Annotated in this window: 17 protein-coding genes; 11 read left to right on the top strand and 6 right to left on the bottom strand. The window is 71.2% G+C overall.

The genetic code is table 11. The annotated features are described in order from the left end of the window. Positions 1-3: 3 nt before the first annotated feature. The 9 genes from KUM49_RS08250 to KUM49_RS08210 all read left to right on the top strand — a co-directional run bounded on the left by KUM49_RS08250 (position 4) and on the right by KUM49_RS08210 (position 9501). Complete coding sequence (locus tag KUM49_RS08250) at positions 4-1974, top strand: FAD/NAD(P)-binding domain-containing protein (RefSeq protein ID WP_217236065.1); 1971 nt, start codon at positions 4-6, stop codon at positions 1972-1974. Beyond that, positions 1971-3380, top strand: coding sequence for a lyase family protein (locus KUM49_RS08245; RefSeq protein ID WP_217236064.1), 1410 nt, complete (start codon positions 1971-1973; stop codon positions 3378-3380). Before KUM49_RS08250 ends, KUM49_RS08245 begins: the two co-directional genes overlap by 4 nt. Before the next feature lie 34 nt (positions 3381-3414). Further along, on the top strand, positions 3415-4638 hold the full coding sequence (gene metK / locus KUM49_RS08240) for a methionine adenosyltransferase (RefSeq protein ID WP_217236063.1): 1224 nt from the start codon (positions 3415-3417) through the stop codon (positions 4636-4638). Between the two features lie 92 nt (positions 4639-4730). Beyond that, entirely contained in the window at positions 4731-5699 is a 969-nt protein-coding gene (locus KUM49_RS08235) for a PfkB family carbohydrate kinase (protein WP_217236062.1), read from the top strand. Between the two features lie 147 nt (positions 5700-5846). After that, the gene (locus KUM49_RS08230) at positions 5847-6623 is read left to right on the top strand and encodes an AfsR/SARP family transcriptional regulator (protein WP_217236061.1); all 777 of its coding nucleotides are present in this window, start codon (positions 5847-5849) and stop codon (positions 6621-6623) included. 52 nt (positions 6624-6675) lie between these two features. After that, positions 6676-7266, top strand: a complete 591-nt coding sequence (locus tag KUM49_RS08225) for an RNA polymerase sigma factor (RefSeq protein WP_217236060.1) — start codon at positions 6676-6678, stop codon at positions 7264-7266. Then, positions 7263-8063: an MGMT family protein gene (locus KUM49_RS08220; RefSeq protein WP_308406566.1), complete on the top strand. Its 801-nt coding sequence runs from the start codon at positions 7263-7265 to the stop codon at positions 8061-8063. The genes KUM49_RS08225 and KUM49_RS08220 overlap by 4 nt, the downstream gene beginning before the upstream one ends. A 35-nt stretch (positions 8064-8098) precedes the next feature. Then, positions 8099-8644 carry a methylated-DNA--[protein]-cysteine S-methyltransferase gene (locus KUM49_RS08215; protein ID WP_217236059.1) on the top strand — a complete coding sequence of 182 codons (546 nt, stop codon included), beginning with the start codon at positions 8099-8101 and terminating at the stop codon, positions 8642-8644. A 104-nt stretch (positions 8645-8748) separates the two neighbouring features. Then, on the top strand, positions 8749-9501 hold the full coding sequence (locus KUM49_RS08210; RefSeq protein ID WP_254400925.1) for a 2OG-Fe(II) oxygenase: 753 nt from the start codon (positions 8749-8751) through the stop codon (positions 9499-9501). Between the two features lie 45 nt (positions 9502-9546). Here KUM49_RS08210 and KUM49_RS08205 read toward each other — a convergent pair whose 3' ends face one another. After that, the gene (locus KUM49_RS08205) at positions 9547-10521 is read right to left on the bottom strand and encodes an NAD(P)-dependent oxidoreductase (protein ID WP_217236058.1); all 975 of its coding nucleotides are present in this window, start codon (positions 10519-10521) and stop codon (positions 9547-9549) included. Positions 10522-10528: 7 nt separating this feature from the next. Then, positions 10529-11488, bottom strand: coding sequence for a ScbA/BarX family gamma-butyrolactone biosynthesis protein (locus KUM49_RS08200; protein WP_217236057.1), 960 nt, complete (start codon positions 11486-11488; stop codon positions 10529-10531). A 221-nt stretch (positions 11489-11709) separates the two neighbouring features. Here KUM49_RS08200 and KUM49_RS08195 point away from each other — a divergent pair, with 221 nt between their 5' ends. Then, positions 11710-12375: a ScbR family autoregulator-binding transcription factor gene (locus KUM49_RS08195; protein WP_217236056.1), complete on the top strand. Its 666-nt coding sequence runs from the start codon at positions 11710-11712 to the stop codon at positions 12373-12375. Positions 12376-12448: 73 nt separating this feature from the next. Here the strand turns inward: KUM49_RS08195 and KUM49_RS08190 are convergent, their stop codons facing one another. From KUM49_RS08190 to KUM49_RS08175, 4 genes are all read right to left on the bottom strand, one after another. Continuing rightward, positions 12449-13213, bottom strand: a complete 765-nt coding sequence (locus tag KUM49_RS08190; RefSeq protein ID WP_217236055.1) for an SDR family oxidoreductase — start codon at positions 13211-13213, stop codon at positions 12449-12451. Positions 13214-13276: 63 nt separating this feature from the next. Continuing rightward, positions 13277-13909 (bottom strand): ScbR family autoregulator-binding transcription factor, encoded by a 633-nt coding sequence (locus tag KUM49_RS08185; protein WP_217236054.1) that lies wholly within the window; start codon positions 13907-13909, stop codon positions 13277-13279. Positions 13910-14716: 807 nt separating this feature from the next. Further along, positions 14717-16069 (bottom strand): class I SAM-dependent RNA methyltransferase, encoded by a 1353-nt coding sequence (locus tag KUM49_RS08180; RefSeq protein ID WP_217236053.1) that lies wholly within the window; start codon positions 16067-16069, stop codon positions 14717-14719. A 57-nt stretch (positions 16070-16126) separates the two neighbouring features. Continuing rightward, positions 16127-18175 carry an APC family permease gene (locus tag KUM49_RS08175; protein ID WP_217236052.1) on the bottom strand — a complete coding sequence of 683 codons (2049 nt, stop codon included), beginning with the start codon at positions 18173-18175 and terminating at the stop codon, positions 16127-16129. A 483-nt stretch (positions 18176-18658) separates the two neighbouring features. Here KUM49_RS08175 and KUM49_RS08170 point away from each other — a divergent pair. Next, on the top strand, positions 18659-19609 hold a 951-nt coding region (locus KUM49_RS08170; protein WP_217236051.1), incomplete at its 3' end, for a homocysteine S-methyltransferase family protein.

Below are 19609 nucleotides of genomic sequence, written 5' to 3'. Positions count from 1 at the left end.
CATATGCCCAGCGGTGACCTCCACCTGTGCCTCGTCGGCGCGGGACCGCGCGGTCTGTCGGTACTGGAGCGGCTGTGCGCCAACGAACGCGCCGCGCCCGCCCACCGGACGGTCACCGTGCACGTCGTCGACCCCTACCGGCCCGGAGCGGGGCGGGTGTGGCGCACCGGACAGTCGCGTCTGCTGCTGATGAACACGGTCGCCTCACAGGTGACCGTGTTCACCGACGCCAGCGTGGAGATGGACGGTCCCGTCGAGCCGGGCCCCAGTCTGCACGAGTGGGCGCACACACTCGGTGACGGGTCCGGCGGGGCGACGCTCTACGACGAGGCCGTGCTCGCCGAAGCGCGCCGCCTGGGCCCGGACGACTACCCCTCCCGTGCCTTCTACGGCCGTTTCCTGGAGGACGTCTTCGCCCGGGTGGTCTCCAACGCCCCTGCGCACCTACGGGTGCGGGTGCACCAGGCGCGGGCCGTCGCTCTCCGGGAAAGGCCGCTGGACGGCGCGCAGCAGGTCGTCCTGTCCGACGGGGAGGTCCTCGACGGCCTCGACGCGGTCGTTCTCTCCCAGGGCCACGTTCCGACCGACGTCCCGGCCGCCCAGCGGCAGTTGTCGCAGCGGGCGCGCGCCCACGGGCTGCTGCACGTCCTGCCGGCCAACCCGGCCGACCTGGACCTGTCGGACATCCGGTCCGGCGAGACCGTGCTGCTGCGCGGGCTCGGCCTGAACTTCTTCGACCACATGGCGCTGCTCACCGTGGGCCGCGGCGGCCGCTTCGACCGCGTCGGCGGGCGTCTCGTCTACCGCCCCTCCGGCCGGGAACCGCACATCGTCGCGGGCTCCCGGCGCGGCATCCCCTACCACGCGCGCGGCGCCAACGAGAAGGGAGCGCACGGCCGTCACGAGCCCCGCCTGCTGACCGAGCAGGTGGTCGCGGCCCTGCGGGAACGCGCGGTGGACGGTGAGCGCGTGTACTTCGGAACGGACCTGTGGCCGCTGATCGCCCGGGAGGTGGAGAGCGTCTACTACGGGGCGCTGCTGACGGCCCGGGGCCGGGAGGCCGAACGGGAGGAGTTCGTCGGGCGGTACGTCTCGCTGCCCGAGGGTTCCGCCGATACGGACGCCCTGCTCGACGCGTACCGCATCGCGCGGGACGAGCGGTGGGACTGGGAAAGGATCTTCCGGCCGCACGGCGACGGGGAGTTCGCCGACCGGGCTCAGTTCCGCCACTGGCTTCTGGAGCATCTGCGCCAGGACGTGCAGGAGGCGCTGGCGGGCAACGTGAGCGGTCCGCTCAAGGCGGCCCTGGACGTGCTGCGAGACCTGCGCAACGAGGTGCGGCTCGCCCTCGACCACGGCGGCCTGGACGGCAACTCCTACCGGGACGAGGTGGAGGGCTGGTACACCCCGCTCAACGCCTTCCTGTCGATCGGCCCGCCCGTCTCGCGCATCGAGGAGCTGATCGCGCTGCTCGAGGCGGATGTCCTCGACCTGGTCGGTCCGGGCATGCGGGTGCGCGTCGACGGCACGGCGGGTGCGTTCGTCGCCGAGTCGGACAGGGTGTCAGGCGGCCTCGTGCGGGCCAGGGTGCTGATCGAGGCGCGCCTGCCCGAGCCGGATCTGCGCCGGACCGCGGATCCGCTGCTGCGCCAGCTGCTGTCCACCGGGCAGTGCCGGCCGTTCCGCATCCCCGGCGCGTGCGGCACGAGTTACGAGACGGGCGGGCTGGAGGTCACCGAGCGCCCGTACCACCTGGTCGACGCCTACGGCCGCAGGCATCCCCGGCGCTTCGCGTACGGAGTGCCCACGGAGGCCGTGCACTGGGTGACCGCGGCGGGCATCCGGCCCGGGGTGAACTCGGTGACCCTGGGCGACTCCGATGCCATCGCGCGGGCGGTACTGGCCCTCTCCCCCACGTCCGCGGGCGCGTCCCCGCGCCGTTCCGGCAAGACCCTGTCGGAGGCACCGGCATGACGGCGTACCCGGCGGAGCTGGATTCCGGACTGCTCTCCCCGGTGCGTGCGGGCACCCCGGTGGAGCGGGCGGTCAGCGACGAGGCCTGGCTCCAGGCGATGCTGGACGCGGAGGCGGCGCTGGCGCGCGCCCAGGCAGGGCTCGGCACGCTGCCCGCGCAGGCCGCCGCGGCGATCACCCGGGCCGCCCGTGCGGAGCGACTCGACCTGCGCCGGCTCGCCGTCACCGCTCGGGAGAGCGCCAACCCGGTGGTGGGCCTGGTCCGCGCCTTCACGGCGGTCGTGGCCGAGGATGACCCGGACGCCGCCGAGTACGTGCACCGCGGCTCGACCAGCCAGGACATCTTCGACACCGGCGCCATGCTGGTCTGCGACCGGGCGCTGCGCCTGGTGCACGCCGATCTGCTGCGCACCGCGGCGGCGTTGCACCGGCTGGCGGCACGGCACCGGGACACGCTGATGGCCGGACGGACGCTGACCCTGCACGCCGTCCCGACCACCTTCGGGCTCAAGGCGGCGGGCTGGGGGCTGCTGGTGCGCGAGGCGGCCGACCGCGTCGGCCGCCTGCTCGACGGCCGACTGCCCGTCTCGCTCGGTGGTGCGGCGGGCACGCTGGCCGGCTATCTGGAGTATTCGGCGGTGGACGGCGTACCGGCCGCGGAAACGGCGCCGTACGCGGCCGCGCTGTCCGAGGCGTTCGCGGCCGAGACCGGGCTGGCCACGGCACCCCTGCCCTGGCACGCACTGCGCTCTCCCGTCGCCGACGTCGCCGCGGCCATGTCCTTCGTCACGGGGGCCCTGGGAAAGATCGCCGTGGACGTGCAGACGATGGGCCGCACCGAGGTCGGCGAGGTCACCGAGCCGCCCGTGGCCGGGCGCGGCGCCTCCTCGGCCATGCCGCACAAACGCAATCCGGTGCTGGCCACCCTGATCCGTTCGGCCTCGCTCCAGGTTCCCGCGCTGGCGGGTGCGCTGACGCAGTGTCTGGTGACCGAGGACGAGCGCTCGGGCGGTGTCTGGCACGCCGAGTGGCTGCTGCTGCGCGAGTGCCTGCGGCTGGCGGGCGGCGCCTCGCACACCGCCGTCGAGCTGTGCGAAGGGCTGGTCGTCCACGTGGAGCGTATGCGGGCCAACACGGCCGCGACCGGCGCTCTGATGTCCTCCGAGCGGCTCGCCGCGGTCCTGGCGCCCAAGCTCGGCAGGGCTGCGGCCAAGCGGCTGCTCTCCGACGCGGCCGGGACGGCTGCGCGCACCGGACGGCCCCTGACCGACGTTCTCGTCGAACACCCTCGCATCGGGCCCCTGCTGGGCCCCGGTGAACTGGCGGAGCTGCTCGATCCCGCCACGTACACGGGCGCTGCCGCCTCCCTGGTGGACCACGCCCTGGAACGTCACCGCACGACCTGACGCACACCCTGTCGTCCCGACCCCAGGAGTTCTCATGTCTGCCCGGCTCTTCACCTCGGAATCGGTGACCGAAGGTCATCCCGACAAGATCGCCGACCGCATCAGCGACACGATCCTCGACGCACTCCTCGCCCAGGACCCCACGGCACGCGTCGCGGTGGAGACCCTGATCACCACCGGCCAGGTCCATGTCGCGGGCGAGGTCACCACCACCGCCTACGTGGACATTCCCGCCCTCGTGCGCGAAGCCGTCCTGGAGATCGGCTACGACTCCTCCGCCAAGGGGTTCGACGGCGCCTCCTGCGGTGTGTCCGTCTCGATCGGAGCCCAGTCCCCCGACATCGCCCAGGGCGTCGACACCGCCTACGAGAAGCGGGTCGACGGCACCTTGACGGCGGACGAGGAGGACCGGCTGGCCCTGCAGGGCGCCGGCGACCAGGGCCTGATGTTCGGTTACGCCTGCGACGAGACGCCCAGCCTCATGCCGCTGCCCATCCACCTGGCCCACCGCCTCTCGCGGCGGCTGTCCGAGGTGCGGCGGAACGGGACCGTGCCCTATCTGCGCCCGGACGGCAAGACCCAGGTCACCATCGAGTACCTGGGCAGCAAGCCGAAGCGCCTCGACACCGTCGTCGTCTCCTCGCAGCACGCGAGCGACATCGACCTGGACTCCCTGCTCACCCCCGACCTTCGCGAACACGTCGTCGAGCACGTCCTGGACGAGCTGGCCCAGGAGGGCGTCAAACTGGAGACCGAGGGCTACCGCCTGCTGGTCAACCCCACCGGCCGCTTCGAGATCGGCGGCCCGATGGGCGACGCCGGCCTGACCGGCCGCAAGATCATCATCGACACCTACGGCGGCTACGCCCGCCACGGCGGCGGCGCCTTCTCCGGCAAGGACCCCTCCAAGGTCGACCGCAGCGCCGCCTACGCCATGCGCTGGGTCGCCAAGAACGTCGTCGCCGCGGGCCTGGCCACCCGGTGCGAGGTGCAGGTCGCCTACGCCATCGGCAAAGCCGAACCCGTCGGTCTCTTCGTCGAGACCTTCGGTACCGCCACCGTCCCGCAGGCCGCCATCGAGCAGGCCGTGACGGCGGTCTTCGACCTCCGCCCGGCCGCGATCATCCGCGACCTGGACCTGCTGCGCCCCCTGTACGCCCAGACAGCCGCCTACGGCCACTTCGGGCGCGAACTGCCCGACTTCAGCTGGGAGCGGACCGACCGCGTCGACGCGCTGCGCCGGGCCGTCGGGCGGTAACCGTCCGCCCGAACGCGGCCCCGGACCTTCGTGTGGTCCGGGGCCGCGTCGTCGCCTCCTGACGGGCCAGCGCTCACTGGGAGTTGATCACCATGCGTATAGCCGTGACCGGCGCCATTGCGACCGACCATGTGCTGACCGTCGCGGGCCGGCTCACCGACGGCACGGCCATGGGCCGCGGCGCCGCCGCGGTGCGTGCCGAGACCCTGCGCGTGCGCCGTGGCGGAGCGGGCGCCAACATCGCCGCGGGTCTGGGCCGTCTCGCCCTTCGCCCGCTCCTGGCCGGAGCGGTCGGCAAGGACTTCGCCGACTACGGCCGCTCCCTGCTGTCGTACGGCGTGGACCTGGAACTCGTCCGCGTCAGCGAGGAACTGGACACGGCGCGGGCGGTGGAGATCAGGGACGCCGAGGACGGCCGGCTCAGGCTGTCGTACGAGGGCGCGCAGACCGAGTCCCGGCACATCACCCTGCTGCCGGCCGCACGCCGGATCGGCGGGCTGGGCCTCGTGGTGGTGGCGGCGGGGGACGTCGAGGCCATGGTGCGGCACACCGAGGAGTGCCGGAGGCTCGGCATCCCCTTCGCGGCCGACCCCGGCGATCGGCTGTCCCGCCTCACCAGCCACCAGGCCCGCAGGCTCGTCGACGGGGCCCGCTACGCGTTCACGGACGAGTTCGACGTGCCGCTGCTCCAGGAACTCACCGGGTGGGGCGACGCGGAACTGCTCGGCCGGGTGGGCACCTGGGTCGTCACGCGCGGGCTGCGCGGAGTGGTCGTCGCGCGGCGCGGGAGCCCCGAAGCCCGCGTCGAGGCGGTGCGCGCGGCGCAGGAGGGCGATCCGTCCGGAACCTCCGAGGCGTTCCGGGCCGGCTTTCTGGCGGGTGCCGTCTGGGGGTGGTGCGCCGAGCGCGGGGCCCAGCTCGGGTGCGCCCTGGCAGCAGCCGCACTCGAGTCGCCCGACGCCCAGGGCTACCCGCTGGTGCCGAAGAGGCTGGCGGCCCGCATCAGATCCGCATACGGCCCGGACGCGGCCGATCAGATAGCCGCCAGATTACCTTCCTGAATATCAACAGAAAAAGAACCGGCTGGCTGACCGAATTTATTATCGGCGACCTCCCGTTTGACACATAAACAGCAATCTACCTATCCTCGATGCGGGAATGGGATGCCTGTTCGAAGTGTTACAACACTACGGGGATAGGAATTCGACATGAAATCGGGTGTTCTCGGCTCCCTCTTACTTTCCGATGGTGAGGTAAACCTGGTACCGAGCGCACCGAAACCGCGCCAGCTCCTCGCGTTCCTCATGCTGAACACGCCGCAGATGGTGCGGGCCGGCGACTGCATCACCGAATTGTGGGGGTCGACTCCCCCCAAGAGCGCGATGTCCACGCTCCAGACCTACGTGCTCCACATAAGGCAGGCTCTGCGCGGCCCCCGCGGCGACCGCAGCCATCTGCTGCTGACCCGGAACCAGGGTTATCAGCTCGCCCTCGAAACGACCGACTTCGACCGCTTCCGGTTCACGGAGCTGACCCGGCGGGGACGCCTGGCAGCTGCCGCAGGGGACCACCGCACAGCGTCGGAGATGTTCACCCTGGCCCTCGCGCAGTGGCGCGGGCCCGCGCTGTCCGACGTCCGGACCGGCCCCCTCAGCTCACCGCACCTGGCGGAGCTGGCGGAGACCCGCCAAGGGGTACTGGAACAGCGCATAGAAGCCGATCTGGCGCTCGGCAAGCATCGGGAGCTGGTCGACGAGCTGAGTGATCTGACCGCGCGCCACCCGACCCACGAGAACGTGCACGCTCAGCTGATGGTGGCGCTGTACCGCTCCGGCGACCGCAAACGCGCTGGTGACGTCTTCCACGGGCTGCGCCAGGCGCTCGGCGACTCCCTGGGGATCGAGCCCGTCCCCCGGATGCGGCGCCTGTACCAAGCGGTCCTGACCGGCAGCTCCGCGCTCGACGCTCCGGCGGCCCACGGATGACCGCTCCTCTCCCTCTGCAACACCCTGGCCCAGGACGGTGTTTGTTTCAGTGATGGACGACAAGGCCGAGCAGCTGACCGATCTCCTGGCGGCGCACCTCGAAGCCGGCTTCACCGAGCTGGTCCGGGTGCACGCCGGGGTGGTGCACGCGTTCCTGTACCGGGTCTCCGGCTCCTTCGCCGAGGCGGACGACCTGGGCCAGGAGACGTTTCTGCGCGCCTACACGGCCCTGCAGGGGTACCCCCCCGCACGGCGCCGTGAGCTGCGTCCCCGTGCGTGGCTGATGACCATCGCGGCGAACGTGTGGCGCAATCACGTCCGTACGCGAACACGGCGTCCGGTCACGGCCGGGCTGCCCGTGGAAGAGACCATGGATGTCTGGCCGGACCACAGCCCCGGTCCGGAGGAGCGCGCGGCGACCGCTGAGGACCGGTCACGTCTGGTCACGGCGCTGTCGGCCTTACCCGAGCACCACCGCATACCGGTCGTGCTTCACCATGTGGTCGGGATGAGCTACAGCGAGGTGGCCGAGGTGCAGGGCTGCGCGGTCGGCACCGCCAAGGCGCAGGTCTCCCGCGGGCTGGCCGGCCTGCGGCGACTGCTCGAGCCGGAACCGACGGCGCTGAAGGAGGTGACGATGTGAACGAAAGCGACGGCGACGCGGTCACGCGGCGTCTGCCCGATCTCGCAACCGGTGCGCCGGAGGACTTCGCGCTGCGCGCGCTGCGCCGTGTGGGTATCTCCGAGGACCGCTACGACACGTACGTACGCCTCGACACGGCGGCGGGTGGGCTGTTCGTGGCCTCGAGCCCACAGGCGGTGACGGGTGCCTGCCTGGACTCGGCAGGCCTGACCGCGACAGGCTTCGAGGAACGGCACCGCGCGCGCACCGGCCGCTCGGCGATCTCGGGAGGCAGGCCGCTGCCCGGGCTCGTCCCCGCGCTGCGCACCGGCCGGGCCCGCCGGCTGGCGATCGACCTGTCCGGCCTGCCGGAGGAGCAGCGCACGATCCTGGAGGCCGTGCGGAACATCCCCGCGGGGCAGCTGCGGCCGCTCGGCTGGATCGCCCGCGAGGCCGACCCCGAGGCGCCGCCCCCGGCCTCCGACGTGCTGCGCGCACTGGCGGCCAATCCCGTCGCGGTGCTCATACCGTGCCACCGGGTCACGCACGACAACGGATCGCCGTGCGACGCCGCGTACCTGCCGAAGGCGGGCGAGGCACTGCGCCGGGCCGAGCACATCGACATGCGCCGGGTGGCGGAGCTGTCCCGGGCCGGCGCGGTGTTCCTCGGCAGCGACACCACCTTCATCTACTGCCATCCGACCTGCGCCCACGCCCGCCGCATCACTCCGGGGCACCGGGTGCACTTCCGCACCGCGCAGGACGCCCGCGAGGCGGGTTACCGGGCCTGCAAGAGCTGCCGGCCCATCACCGTCTGACCCGGCGCGCCACAGAGCACCACAGAGAGGTCCCTATGCCCACCCCATCCACCGCGGCACTCACCTCGCACCGCACCCCGCTGGGCTCCCTGACCCTCGCGGCCACCGACGACGCGCTGGTGCTGTGCGCCTTCGACGACCACGAGCAGGCGGTGGCCCGGCTCATGCGCGGTGGCCTCACCGCCGTGGACGCCGACGCAGCCACCCCCGCCCAGCAGCGGATCATCGAGGAGGCGCGCCGCCAGCTGGACACGTACCTCGAAGGCGGCAGCCGCGCGTTCACCGTACGGATGGATCTCCGCCTGGCCACACCGTTCAGCCGCACGACCGTGGAGCGGCTGGACGAGCTCCTTCCGTACGGGGCGACGGGCACCTACGCCGAGCTGGCCACCGCGCTCGGACGGCCGCGGGCCGCGCGGGCCGTGGGCACCGCACTCGGCGCGAACCCCCTGTGCGTGGTGCTGCCCTGCCACCGGGTGGTCGGCTCAGGCGGTCGCCTGACCGGCTACGCAGGCGGTGTCGTGGCCAAGCGGTTCCTGCTCGACCTGGAGTCCGGGCGCACGCCCTCGGCCTCCCTCTGAACCGGCGGGCGCCGGAGCAACCATTCCCCCGCCTCCGGCGCCCGCCTCCGTCCACGACCGCGGAGCCCACACTGACCAGCTACGACACCCCTCACCTGCCGGGCATGGACCACGGCCGCCTCCCCACCGCGCCCGACGCCGGTACCGACGACACGATGGAACTGCCCGCCGTCGACGCACTGGACTGGTCCGCGGTGACCGCGGCGCTGGACGCCGAGGGCGTCGCCGTCACCCCGCCCTTGCTGTCGCCGCGCGCATGCGAGGAGGTCCGCGCGCTGTTCGACCGGGACGAGGCGTTCCGCAGCACCGTCGACATGAGCCGCCACCGCTTCGGCAGTGGCCACTACCGCTATTTCGCCGCGCCCCTGCCTCCGGTGGTGACCGCCCTGCGCAGGCGGCTGTATCCGCCGCTGGCCCGGATCGCCAACCAGTGGGCGGAGCGCCTGGACCGGCCCCGGTTTCCTGGCACCCACGAGGAACTGACGGCGGCGTGCGCCGCGGCCGGACAGCTGCGGCCCACGCCCCTGCTGTTGCGCTACGGCCCGGGTGACTACAACTGCCTGCACCAGGACGTCTACGGCGAGCTGACGTTCCCGCTGCAGGTGGCGGTGATGCTGGACCGCCCCGACGTCGACTTCACCGGGGGTGAGAGCGTCTTCGTCGAGCAGCGTCCGCGCGCCCAGTCCCGTCCGGTGGTGAAGCGCCCGGGCCAGGGGCAGGGACTGATCTTCGCGGTGCACGACCGTCCGGTCCCGTCGGCGCGGGGCTGGAGCCGTTTCATGCTGCGCCACGGGGTGAGCGCGGTGCACGAAGGACAGCGGCACGTCCTCGGCGTGATCTTCCACGACGCCCCGTGACGCGGTGGCCGGTGCCGGTCGGCTTCCGCCCGGCACCGGCCGGAGTCAGGCCGGATGCCGCGCGTACCAGTCCCGGCATGCGGCGAACTGCTCCTCGAACCCGGGCCCGGGCGCCTCGCCGGACCGCTCCCACAGCTTCCGTCCGTCGTACCAGTGGTCCTGGGTGACGAGGGCGTACTGATGGTCGGAGATCGAGGGCAGGGCACGCCCGAGGCGGGCCCGGTGTTCAGCCGGGGAGATGTCCCCCCGCGGCAACGGCAGCCCCAGCGCACGATGCAGAGCGAGCAGCAGCCGGCCGACGGGCAGCGGACGCGGATCGGCCGCGTGGTAGATCTCGGGACCCTCCGCAGTCTCGAGGTCGCAAGCGAGCGCCGCCACACAGCGCGCCAGGTCCCGTACGGAGATCAGCGAAATGAGCGGCCTCGTCTGCGCCGGCCAGTCCGGGACGGCCGTCAGCATTCGGGCGAGGTTCGGGATCACCCAGCGGTCGCCCTCCCCGTAGACCAGGTGCGGCCGCAGCACGATGCCGCCGGCGTCGAGGACGGCGGACTCGGCACGCAGCCGGGACTCACTCGCCGGGGAGCCGGGGCGTGGTGTGAGCTCGCCTTCGCTCGCTCCGCGGTGCGGGCCGGTTCCGTACACGGACGCGGTGCTCATGTAGATGACGCGCTCGACCCCGGCGCGCCGGGCCTCGTCCAGCAGGGCCAGGACGCCGAAGTGGTTGACGGCCTGGCAGCGGTCGGGATCGCGTCCCACGTAGGAGGCGGTGTGCACCAGCGTCGTGACGCCCTCGCACACCCCGCGCAGCGTCTCGGGACGGGTGAGATCGGCGCCGATGTGCCGCACCCCGCCGGAGCGGTGAGCGGCCTGTCCGCCCCGGGACAGCACCCTCACCTGCGGGGCTTCGGCCGGCTCGGCACGGGACCGCAGCGCGCGCACCACGGCGCCCCCGATGAAGCCGGTGCCTCCCGCCACCAGGACGGTGCCCGTCGCGCGCGCAGGAGGGATCAGTACGGTCATGTGCCGCTCACTCCCCGGTTGCGGCGAGGATCCCGACCCGGCATGTGCCGACCTCGCTGCCGTCCTGGAGGAATCGGACGGTGAGGGTGTGGCGTCCCCTGCCGTCATGCTCCGGCTCGTCCGCGGACACGAGGCAGGGTATGTCGAACTCGACGTAGCGCCTGAACTGTGCCTCGCAGGCGACCAGCAGACCGCCGGGCGTTCCCAGCGCCAGCAGACCCGCCTGCCGGGCCGCTTCCATGAGCACCATGCCGGGCACATGGTCCACCGGGTGGTCGAAGAGCACCGGATGCTCGGCGACGATCCGCAGCGGGTGGGCACCGGCGACGGCTGATGCGCCCAGCACGACGTCGGACTCACAGTCCCGGCCCACCAGCCGGGGGTCGACCGGGGCGACCGTGGTGTGCGGCGGACGAGCGTCGATACGGTCGCCGCGCAGCCGCCGGTAGACCGCCGGCGAGGTGACCTTGCCTCTCAGCCGGCCGCTGCCGAGCCGCTCCCCGTCGCGGTGGGCGACGACGTCGTAGGCGTAACAGCTGACCATCCCGGCACGGCGCTTGATGTGGCTGAGGCGCATGTCGAGCAGCACGTGGGCAGGGCGGGCCGGCCGGGACAGACATACCCGCTCCTCGGCGACCTCGAACGCGGTGGACTCGGTGAGGAAGCCGACGCCCATGGGGACGTCGAGAGCTTCGTGGGCTAACAGCAGACAGGCCTGACGAATCGTTTCGGCGAACAGCATCGGATCGTGCCAGCGGCCGTCGACCGAGCCGTAGTAGCTGTGCGTGCGGGACCACTGCGCACCGAGGCGGTGCTCGTCATGAACGGTCTGCCACCCGGTCAGCAACACCTCGGACACGGCGGCACGGTGCACGAGGCTGCGCGGGACGGTCTGTTCGAACAGCTCGGGACCGCGCTGCTGCGCTTCTTCGAAATGCGGACGGTCGGCTTGCAGAAGGGCATTCATCTTGTCTCCCGGCGATGGAAGCTGAAGTGAGGAGCACGCTCTGATAAGGGCCGATAGGAAATCGAAGGCTCTACGAGTATCGGTGACCCCGCGTCAAACAATACTAGTCGAATGGTATTCTTCACCTGAAGTGCAGAAGGAGTTTGCACGCTATGGATCGTGGTGATCATCAGACGGGCGGAAGACCGTCTTCCGCACCGCGGTGGGACGGAGAAACGACTATGGCGACGGGAAGCAGAACACGGCAGGAGCGGGCGGAGGTCACGCGGCAGGCGATCCTGGACGGCGCGGCGACCGCGTTCGACGCGGCGGGATTCGGCAGTACCAGCCTCACCGACATCGCCCAGCACTCCGGTGTCACAAAGGGAGCCATGTACTTCCACTTCCAGTCGAAGGAGGCGCTGGCCCGGGAACTGGTGGCGGAACAGTTCGAACTGCTCCCCGACGGCGCCGAATCCGAACTCCGCGCCCTGCAGCGGGCCATCGACCTGACGCACCGGATGGCCCACGGCCTGCGCTCCAGCACCCGGTTGCGGGCCGGCATCCGGCTCGTCATAGAGCTCGGCTCGTTCGCGGCACCCGATCCGACGCCCTACAACCAGTGGATCGACTCCGTCCGCGACATGGTGGCGAACGCCCAGGGCGCCGGGGACGTCAAGCCCGAGGTCAACGTCGGCGACCTGTCGGCCTACATCGTGGGGGCGTTCGCGGGGGTGCAGATCACCTCGCAGGTGCGTACCTCCCGGGAGGACCTGCACGACCGGGTCGCGGACATGTGGACGTGGCTGCTGCCCGGGATCGTCCCGGCTCGCCGCCTCGCCCGGTTCGCGCCCGCGGGGTCCGGGGAGCTGTGGGCTGTGATCAACGGCGGCGCGACCGCGGACTGAGGTGCCGACCGAGCTGTCGGGTGCCGCCCGCGGGCGAGGGGCGGCACCGAACCCGACCACGCCGTGGACACCGTCACAGCCGGGATCCACCCGAGGCGTCGATGCACTGGCCGGTGATCCACCGCGACGACTCGGACGCCAGAAAGGCGACGATGTCGGCCACATCGGACGGCTGTCCCAGCCGGTCGAAGACGGACCACGACGCCAGTTCCGCCGCCGCTTCTTTTGTACGCCGCTTCCCTGCGTTCATGTCCGTCTCGACGAATCCGGGCCGGACGGAGTTCACCGTGATGGCACGCGCCCCGACTTCCTTGGCCAGCGCCAGGGTGAAGGTGTCGACCGCCCCCTTGCTCATGGAGTAGACGCAGGACTCCGGATAGGCGATGCGGGCCGCCGCCGACGAGACGTTGATGATGCGGCCCCCGTCCGGCATGCGCTTCAATGCGCGCTGCGCCATGAAGACCAGGGACTTGGTGTTCACTGCGAAGATCCGGTCGAAGAGCTCCGGCGTCACCTCGTCGATGCGGGCGGACCCGCTGACGCCCGCGTTGTTGACGAGTACGTCCAGGCCCGAGCCCGTGCCGTGCCGCGCCGCTCCGGTGTCGAACTGGGCGTACAGACTCTCCACTCCCCCGGGCGCACCCAGGTCCGCTCGTATCGCGAAAGCCCGTCCGCCGCTGTCCCGGATGGCTCTGAGGGTTCCCTCGGCCGCTCTCTCGTCCTCGCGGAAGTGCACCGCCACCACGGCGCCGTCCTGCGCCAGCTTCTGCGCGATGCCCCGCCCTATTCCCCTGCTGGCACCCGTGACCAGTGCCGTTTTCCCCGCCAACGCGCTCACGTTTCCTCCCCCTTGAGATCTGCCCCGGATCCCGGCCGTGGCAGTTGTAGCACCGCCTGTGACTCATGGCATGGCTGCGGGCGCCGTGGCCCTGACGCGCCGGAGGCCGTCCGCGGATGCGATGGCAGGAAGCACCAGTTCCCACAGAGATTCGAGCCACTTGTCGCTCTCGTCCTGGGACACCCCCATCCACGCCAGTGTCTCGACGCCGCAGACCACGGCGGTGACCAGCGTGCGCGCGGACACATCGGCGACGTCGGCGGCCAACTCGCCTTTCTTGCGCGCCTCTTCGAGCACCTGCCCCAACTGCCCCAGCCACAGCGGGTAGAAGTCCATGGGGGCCGAACCCCCGGCCGTCCGCTCCCGCGCGATCCGCACGCCGGCCCTGATGAAGGGGTCCGAGCGCAGCAGACGGCTCAGAGAGTGCATGGCGTTCACGACGACCTGAAGGCAGGACTCCTCGGCGCAGGACAAGTCCGCGATCACCATCTCCAGGATGTCCTGGCCCCGCCTCTGCACGGCAGCCGCGAGATCGTCCTTGGTCGCGAAGTGGAAGAACAGCGCCCCCTTCGTGACGCCGGCCGCTCGACTCACATCACCGAGCGTCGCCTTGACGAAGCCGTGGAGCGCGAACTGCTCGGCTGCCGAGACGGTCAACTTCTCCAGTGTGCGTTCCGAGCGCTCTTGCTTCGCCATCCGTTGGTCCCCCCACCTAGAAAGCGGGCCGACGAGACGTATCCCCATACGCCCGCTGCCTGCCCGTCGGTCCCGCCTGTCCCCGTCCGCCTCTCCCCGTCTGCACGGCACTCGGCAGACCGGGCGCAGCTCTCCCGCCTGTGAAGCAGATTAAAACCGGTCGAACGACTTGTCAACCAAAAACCGGTCGACTGGCTTACGAAAATCTCGTCAGTCACGTGCGACGAGGACGGCGAAACGATGGTGACGCGCCGACATTCTTCGGCGCACAGGTCCTGAAGCGGGGCCATCGGCCCGATGCCGGCGTTGTCGACCAGCCCATCGAGCCGGCCGAATCCGGTGACCGCCGTGTCGAGGAGACGCACGGGGTCTCACGCCGCCGCACATCGCCCGGCAGGCCTACGGCGCGGCCTTGCGGCGAGCTGTTCGGCCGGTCGCCGCGCGCGCACCGAGGACGACCGCCGCACCCGCTCCGCCAGGCCGAGCACGGTGGCGAGGCCTGTGCCGCCGCTCCGGCGCGGTGATGGCGATGACCTTGCCGGCCGCGGGCTGGTCATGGACGGCCCGGGAGGCCGGGGCCGAGCCCGACCGCCCGGGCCGGTCAGACGTGGGCAGTTCTACGGCCGAGCGGCCTGTCGACGCCCATGGTCATGGTGCCCTGGATCCGCGAAGCAGAGAGGTGCGGATGGCGGCCTTGGTCCCGCCGGTACAGGCGCGACGCCACGGCAGGGAGAGCGTCATGGAAGCACTGCGGGAAACAGGTGGGATCGACCCGCCATCGACCGATCCGCCCCGGGGAGCCGCAGGTCAGGAGCCTTTGTGCGCAGGCTCCAGAATCGCCACACACTCCACGTGATGCGTCATCGGAAACAGGTCGAACACCCGCAACGTCCGCACCCGGTACCCCCCGTCCCGGAAGTACCCCAGATCCCGCGCCAGCGCAGCCGGATCGCAGGCCACGTACGCGATCCTCCGCGCCCCGAGCGACGCCAGATGCGCCACCGTCTTGCGGCCCGCTCCCGCCCGCGGCGGGTCCAGGACGATCAGGTCGACCTCGGTGATTCCCGTGCGCGGCAGGACCGCCTCGACCTTGCCCTGTTCGATGCGGACGCGGTCGAAGTTCGCGAGGTTGTGCCGGGCGTCCTCGACCGCGCGCTTGCCGGACTCGATGCCGAGGACCGCGCCCTTGTCGCCGAGCCGGTCGGCGAGCGCGCCCGCGAAGAGGCCGACACCGCAGTACAGGTCCAGCGCCATCTCGCCCTTGCGCGGAGTCAGACCCTGCATGACGGCCGTCACCAGCGTGTCCGCCGCCTGCGGGTGGACCTGCCAGAAGCCGCCGCTGCCGACGCGGTGGGTGCGGCCGTCGGCGCGCTCGCGCACGAACGCACGGCCGTGGACGCGGTGGATGCCGCCGTCGTGCTCCTCGACACGCATGACGGAGACGGGCCGGTCGAGCTCGACGAGGGGCAGCCGGGCACCGGGCCGGGGCTCCAGGATCACCATGCGGTCCTGCGAACCGGTCGCCGCGATCGCCTCGACGGACTCCATGCCCGCCCAGTCGCGCTTCTCGATGCCCAGCTCGCTGACACCCTCCGCGGCGATCATGCAGTGGTCGATCGGCTCGACCTCGTGCGAGCGGTGGCGGCGCAGTCCGGCGTTGCCGTCGGGGTCCACCGCGTACTGCACGCGGGTGCGCCACTGCGGTACCTGGCCCGCCGGAAGCTTGTCGCCCTCGGCCGGCATCACCGTGCCGTCCCAGCCCGCCTCCTCGGGCGTGAGGCCGGCGAGCCGCTGAAGCTGCTCGGTGACGACCTCGCCCTTGAGGCGGCGCTGTGCGCCCGGCTTGGCGTGCTGCCAGTCGCAGCCGCCGCAGCGGCCGGGCCCGGCGTACGGGCAGGGGGCCTCGATGCGGTCCTTGGACGCCGACAGCACCTCGACCGCGTCCGCCCGCAGGAACCGGGCACCCTCCTCGCCGTCGGCCACCCGCGCCACGACCCGTTCGCCGGGCAGCGCGTGCCGGACGAACAGCACCTGGCCCTCGTCGGTACGGGCGATGCAGTGACCACCGTGGGCGACGGGGCCGACCTCGACCTCGTAAGCCTCCCCCACCAGCGACCGCGCCTGCGACCCCGCCTGCGTGTTCTTCGGTTCTGCCTGCATGGCGGGGTGACTCCAGGTGCGTAAGAGGGTGGAACGGGCGGACAACAGCCCACCAGTCTACGTCGGTGTCGACGAGTCCTTCGCCCGCTCCTGCGCCGGCCCGCGTCGTACCGCACCCGGCGCGTTCCAGTCCTGCCGCTTGCGGGCCCGCTTCTTCGCCACCTCGGAGGACTGCAGCTGGTAGGGCACCGAGGTGACCATGATGCCCGGGGTGAACAGGAGCCGGCCCTTCAGCCTTAGCGCGCTCTGGTTGTGCAGCAGTTGCTCGTACCAGTGGCCGACCACGTACTCGGGGATGATCACGGCCACCGCGTCCCGCGGCGACTCCTTGCGCAGGCTCTTCACGTACTCGATGATCGGCCGCGTGATCTCGCGGTACGGCGAGTCGAGCACCTTCAGCGGTACGTCGATCCCGCGCCGCTCCCACTCCGCGCGCAGCGCCTTGGTCTCCGCCGGGTCGACGTTGACGCTGAGCGCCTCCAGGGTGTCCGAGCGCATCAGCTTGGCGTACGCCAGCGCCCGCAGCGTCGGTCGGTGCACCTTCGAGATGAGCACGACCGAGTGGACCCGCGACGGCCGTACGCTGTCGTCGCTCGGGCCGTCGGGGGCCGCGATCTCCTCGGCCACCCGGTCGTAGTGCTTACGGATGGCCGTCATCGTCGCGTAGAAGATCATCATGCCGAGCAGCGCGACCCACGCGCCGTGCGTGAACTTGGTGACCAGGACGACGACCAGCACCAGGCCGGTGAAGAAGGCGCCGAAGGCGTTGATCGCGCGGGAACGGATCATGCGGCGGCGCTTGGCCTGGTCCCGCTCCGTCGCCAGGTGGCGGTTCCAGTGGCGGACCATGCCGGTCTGGCTGAGCGTGAAGGACACGAACACGCCGACGATGTAGAGCTGGATCAGGCGGGTCGAGTCGGCGCCGTAGACCACGACGAGCAGCATGGCCGCGCCCGCGAGCAGCACGATGCCGTTGGAGAAGGCCAGGCGGTCGCCGCGGGTGTGCAGCTGGCGGGGCAGGTAGCGGTCCTGGGCGAGGATCGAGCCGAGCAGCGGGAAGCCGTTGTACGCGGTGTTCGCGGCGAGGAACAGCACCAGCGCGGTGGCCCCGGCCAGCACGAGGAACAGGATGCTGCCCTTGCCGAAGACGGCCTCGGCGACCTGGGAGATCACCGGGTTCTGCACGTAGTCGGAGCCGAGCGCGACACCGTTGTTGACGAGGTCGGTGGCCGGGTTCTCGGCCATGCGGACCTTGGTCACCGCGGCCAACGCGATGATGCCGCAGAACATGGTGACGGCGAGCAGGCCCATCAACGCCAGCGTGTTCGCCGCGTTCTTCGACTTGGGTTTGCGGAAGGCCGGGACGCCGTTGGAGATCGCCTCCACGCCGGTGAGTGCGGCACAGCCGGAGGAGAAGGCGCGCAGCAGCAGGAAGACCAGGGCGAAACCGGCCAGGCCCTGGTGCTCGGGCTTGATCTGGTACTCCGCCGTCGGCGCCCGCATGGTGTCGTCGAGGACCAGTCCGCGGAAGGCTCCCCACGCGATCATGATGAAGACGCCCGCGACGAAGACGTACGTCGGAATCGCGAACAGCGTGCCCGACTCCCTGACCCCCCGCAGGTTCATCAGCGTGAGCAGCACGATCACGGCGACCGCGCAGAGCACCTTGTGCTCGACGACGAAGGGGACCGCCGAGCCGAGGTTCTCGATACCGGAGGAGATGGAGACGGCGACGGTGAGCACGTAGTCGACGAGCAGGGCGCTGGCGACCGTGAGGCCCGCCTTGGGACCGAGGTTGGTGTTGGCCACCTCGTAGTCGCCGCCGCCGCTCGGGTAGGCGTGCACGTTCTGCCGGTAGGAGGCGACCACGGTGAACATCAGCACGACGACCGCGACAGCGATCCAGGGGCTGAAGTGGTACGCCGACACGCCCGCGATGGAGAGGACCAGCAGCACCTCTCCCGGCGCGTACGCCACGGAGGACAGCGGGTCGGAGGCGAAGACGGGCAGTGCGATGCGCTTCGGCAGGAGCGTTTCGCCGAGCCGGTCACTGCGCAGTGCGCGCCCGATCAGGATCCGTTTGGGCACGTCGGTCAGTTTGGACACAACAGAGGATCGTAGGCGTTCGAACGTGGGGCCGCCCACCCGCCACCCCACTTCTGCTCCGCGGGTGCGCCGCGTCGGCTTCCGGACCGCTCGGTGTCTGCTCTCCGAGTGAAATCAGGGGCGGTGCGGCTGCGGATTCCGCGGGCCGTGCGGTTGCCATGCCTATATGACTAAATCCCAACCGTTTCCCAGGCTGTTGCCGACCGCTGGAGGGTCCATGCACACGACCGCAGAGCTGATCGGCGCCGCCGGCACCCTCGTCGGCCTCGGAATCCTCGCTCTCATCAGCGTCAGGAGTATCAGCCGCAGGTGAGTCACCCCGGATCCGCGGTCAAGTCCCAGCCAGAGATCGGCGGGGTCCGAGGGACACCGATGGGATCTCCTTGGCGACACCGATGAGGGCGGCTAGTACCGTGGCATCGAGTCTGCCGGACGCCCTCCGGCAGCTAAGCCGACAGCCGTCGCACCCGAGGGAGCCCTTTCATGGCCTCTGTGCCGCCGACCCCTTCCGCCGACAGCCGGACTCGTGTGTCCGCACTCCGAGACGCGCTCGCCTCCCGCGTGGTGGTGGCCGACGGAGCGATGGGCACCATGCTCCAGGCCCAGGACCCCACGCTGGAGGACTTCGAGAACCTCGAAGGCTGCAACGAGATCCTGAACCTGACCCGCCCGGACATCGTCCGCTCCGTCCACGAGGCGTACTTCGCCGTGGGCGTCGACTGCGTGGAGACGAACACCTTCGGGGCGAACCACGCCGCCCTCGGCGAGTACGACATCGCCGACCGCGTGTATGAACTGTCCGAGGCGGGCGCCCGCATCGCCCGCGAGACCGCCGACGAGTTCACCGCCTCGACGGGGCAGCAGCGCTGGGTCCTCGGCTCCATGGGCCCCGGCACCAAGCTCCCCACGCTGGGCCACGCCCCCTACACCACCCTGCGCGACGCCTACCAGCAGAACGCCGAAGGCATGATCGCGGGCGGCGCCGACGCGCTGCTCGTCGAGACCACGCAGGACCTGCTCCAGACCAAGGCCGCCGTCGTGGGCGCCCGCCGCGCCCTCGACGCGCTCGGCGAGGACCGCCCGCTGATCGTCTCGGTGACCGTCGAGACGACCGGCACGATGCTGCTGGGTTCGGAGATCGGCGCGGCGCTGACCGCGCTGGAGCCGCTGGGCATCGACATGATCGGCCTCAACTGCGCCACGGGCCCGGCCGAGATGAGCGAGCACCTGCGCTACCTGGCCCGTCACTCTCGCGTCCCCCTGTCCTGCATGCCCAACGCCGGCCTCCCGGTGCTCGGCAAGGACGGCGCCCACTACCCGCTGACCGCCCCGGAACTGGCGGACGCGCAGGAGACGTTCGTGCGTGACTACGGCCTGTCCTTGGTCGGTGGTTGTTGCGGGACGACGCCGGAGCATTTGCGGCAGGTGGTGGAG

This window comes from Streptomyces sp. AC555_RSS877, from assembly GCF_019049245.1.
GTDB lineage: Bacteria > Actinomycetota > Actinomycetes > Streptomycetales > Streptomycetaceae > Streptomyces.
The sequence above is the reverse complement of the archived record's forward strand: the minus strand, read 5'-3'. Positions and strand labels throughout refer to the sequence as shown.

Bases quoted from the DNA above. Each gene is read 5' to 3' on its own strand.
- KUM49_RS08205 (WP_217236058.1), bottom strand. From the start codon at position 10,521: ATGACCGTACTGATCCCTCCTGCGCGCGCGACGGGCACCGTCCTGGTG.
- KUM49_RS08225 (WP_217236060.1), top strand. From the start codon at position 6,676: ATGGACGACAAGGCCGAGCAGCTGACCGATCTCCTGGCGGCGCACCTC.
- KUM49_RS08230 (WP_217236061.1), top strand. From the start codon at position 5,847: ATGAAATCGGGTGTTCTCGGCTCCCTCTTACTTTCCGATGGTGAGGTA.
- metK (WP_217236063.1), top strand. From the start codon at position 3,415: ATGTCTGCCCGGCTCTTCACCTCGGAATCGGTGACCGAAGGTCATCCC.
- KUM49_RS08185 (WP_217236054.1), bottom strand. From the start codon at position 13,909: ATGGCGAAGCAAGAGCGCTCGGAACGCACACTGGAGAAGTTGACCGTC.
- KUM49_RS08200 (WP_217236057.1), bottom strand. From the start codon at position 11,488: ATGAATGCCCTTCTGCAAGCCGACCGTCCGCATTTCGAAGAAGCGCAG.
- KUM49_RS08195 (WP_217236056.1), top strand. From the start codon at position 11,710: ATGGCGACGGGAAGCAGAACACGGCAGGAGCGGGCGGAGGTCACGCGG.
- KUM49_RS08210 (WP_254400925.1), top strand. From the start codon at position 8,749: ATGGACCACGGCCGCCTCCCCACCGCGCCCGACGCCGGTACCGACGAC.
- KUM49_RS08245 (WP_217236064.1), top strand. From the start codon at position 1,971: ATGACGGCGTACCCGGCGGAGCTGGATTCCGGACTGCTCTCCCCGGTG.
- KUM49_RS08235 (WP_217236062.1), top strand. From the start codon at position 4,731: ATGCGTATAGCCGTGACCGGCGCCATTGCGACCGACCATGTGCTGACC.
- KUM49_RS08180 (WP_217236053.1), bottom strand. From the start codon at position 16,069: ATGCAGGCAGAACCGAAGAACACGCAGGCGGGGTCGCAGGCGCGGTCG.
- KUM49_RS08215 (WP_217236059.1), top strand. From the start codon at position 8,099: ATGCCCACCCCATCCACCGCGGCACTCACCTCGCACCGCACCCCGCTG.
- KUM49_RS08250 (WP_217236065.1), top strand. From the start codon at position 4: ATGCCCAGCGGTGACCTCCACCTGTGCCTCGTCGGCGCGGGACCGCGC.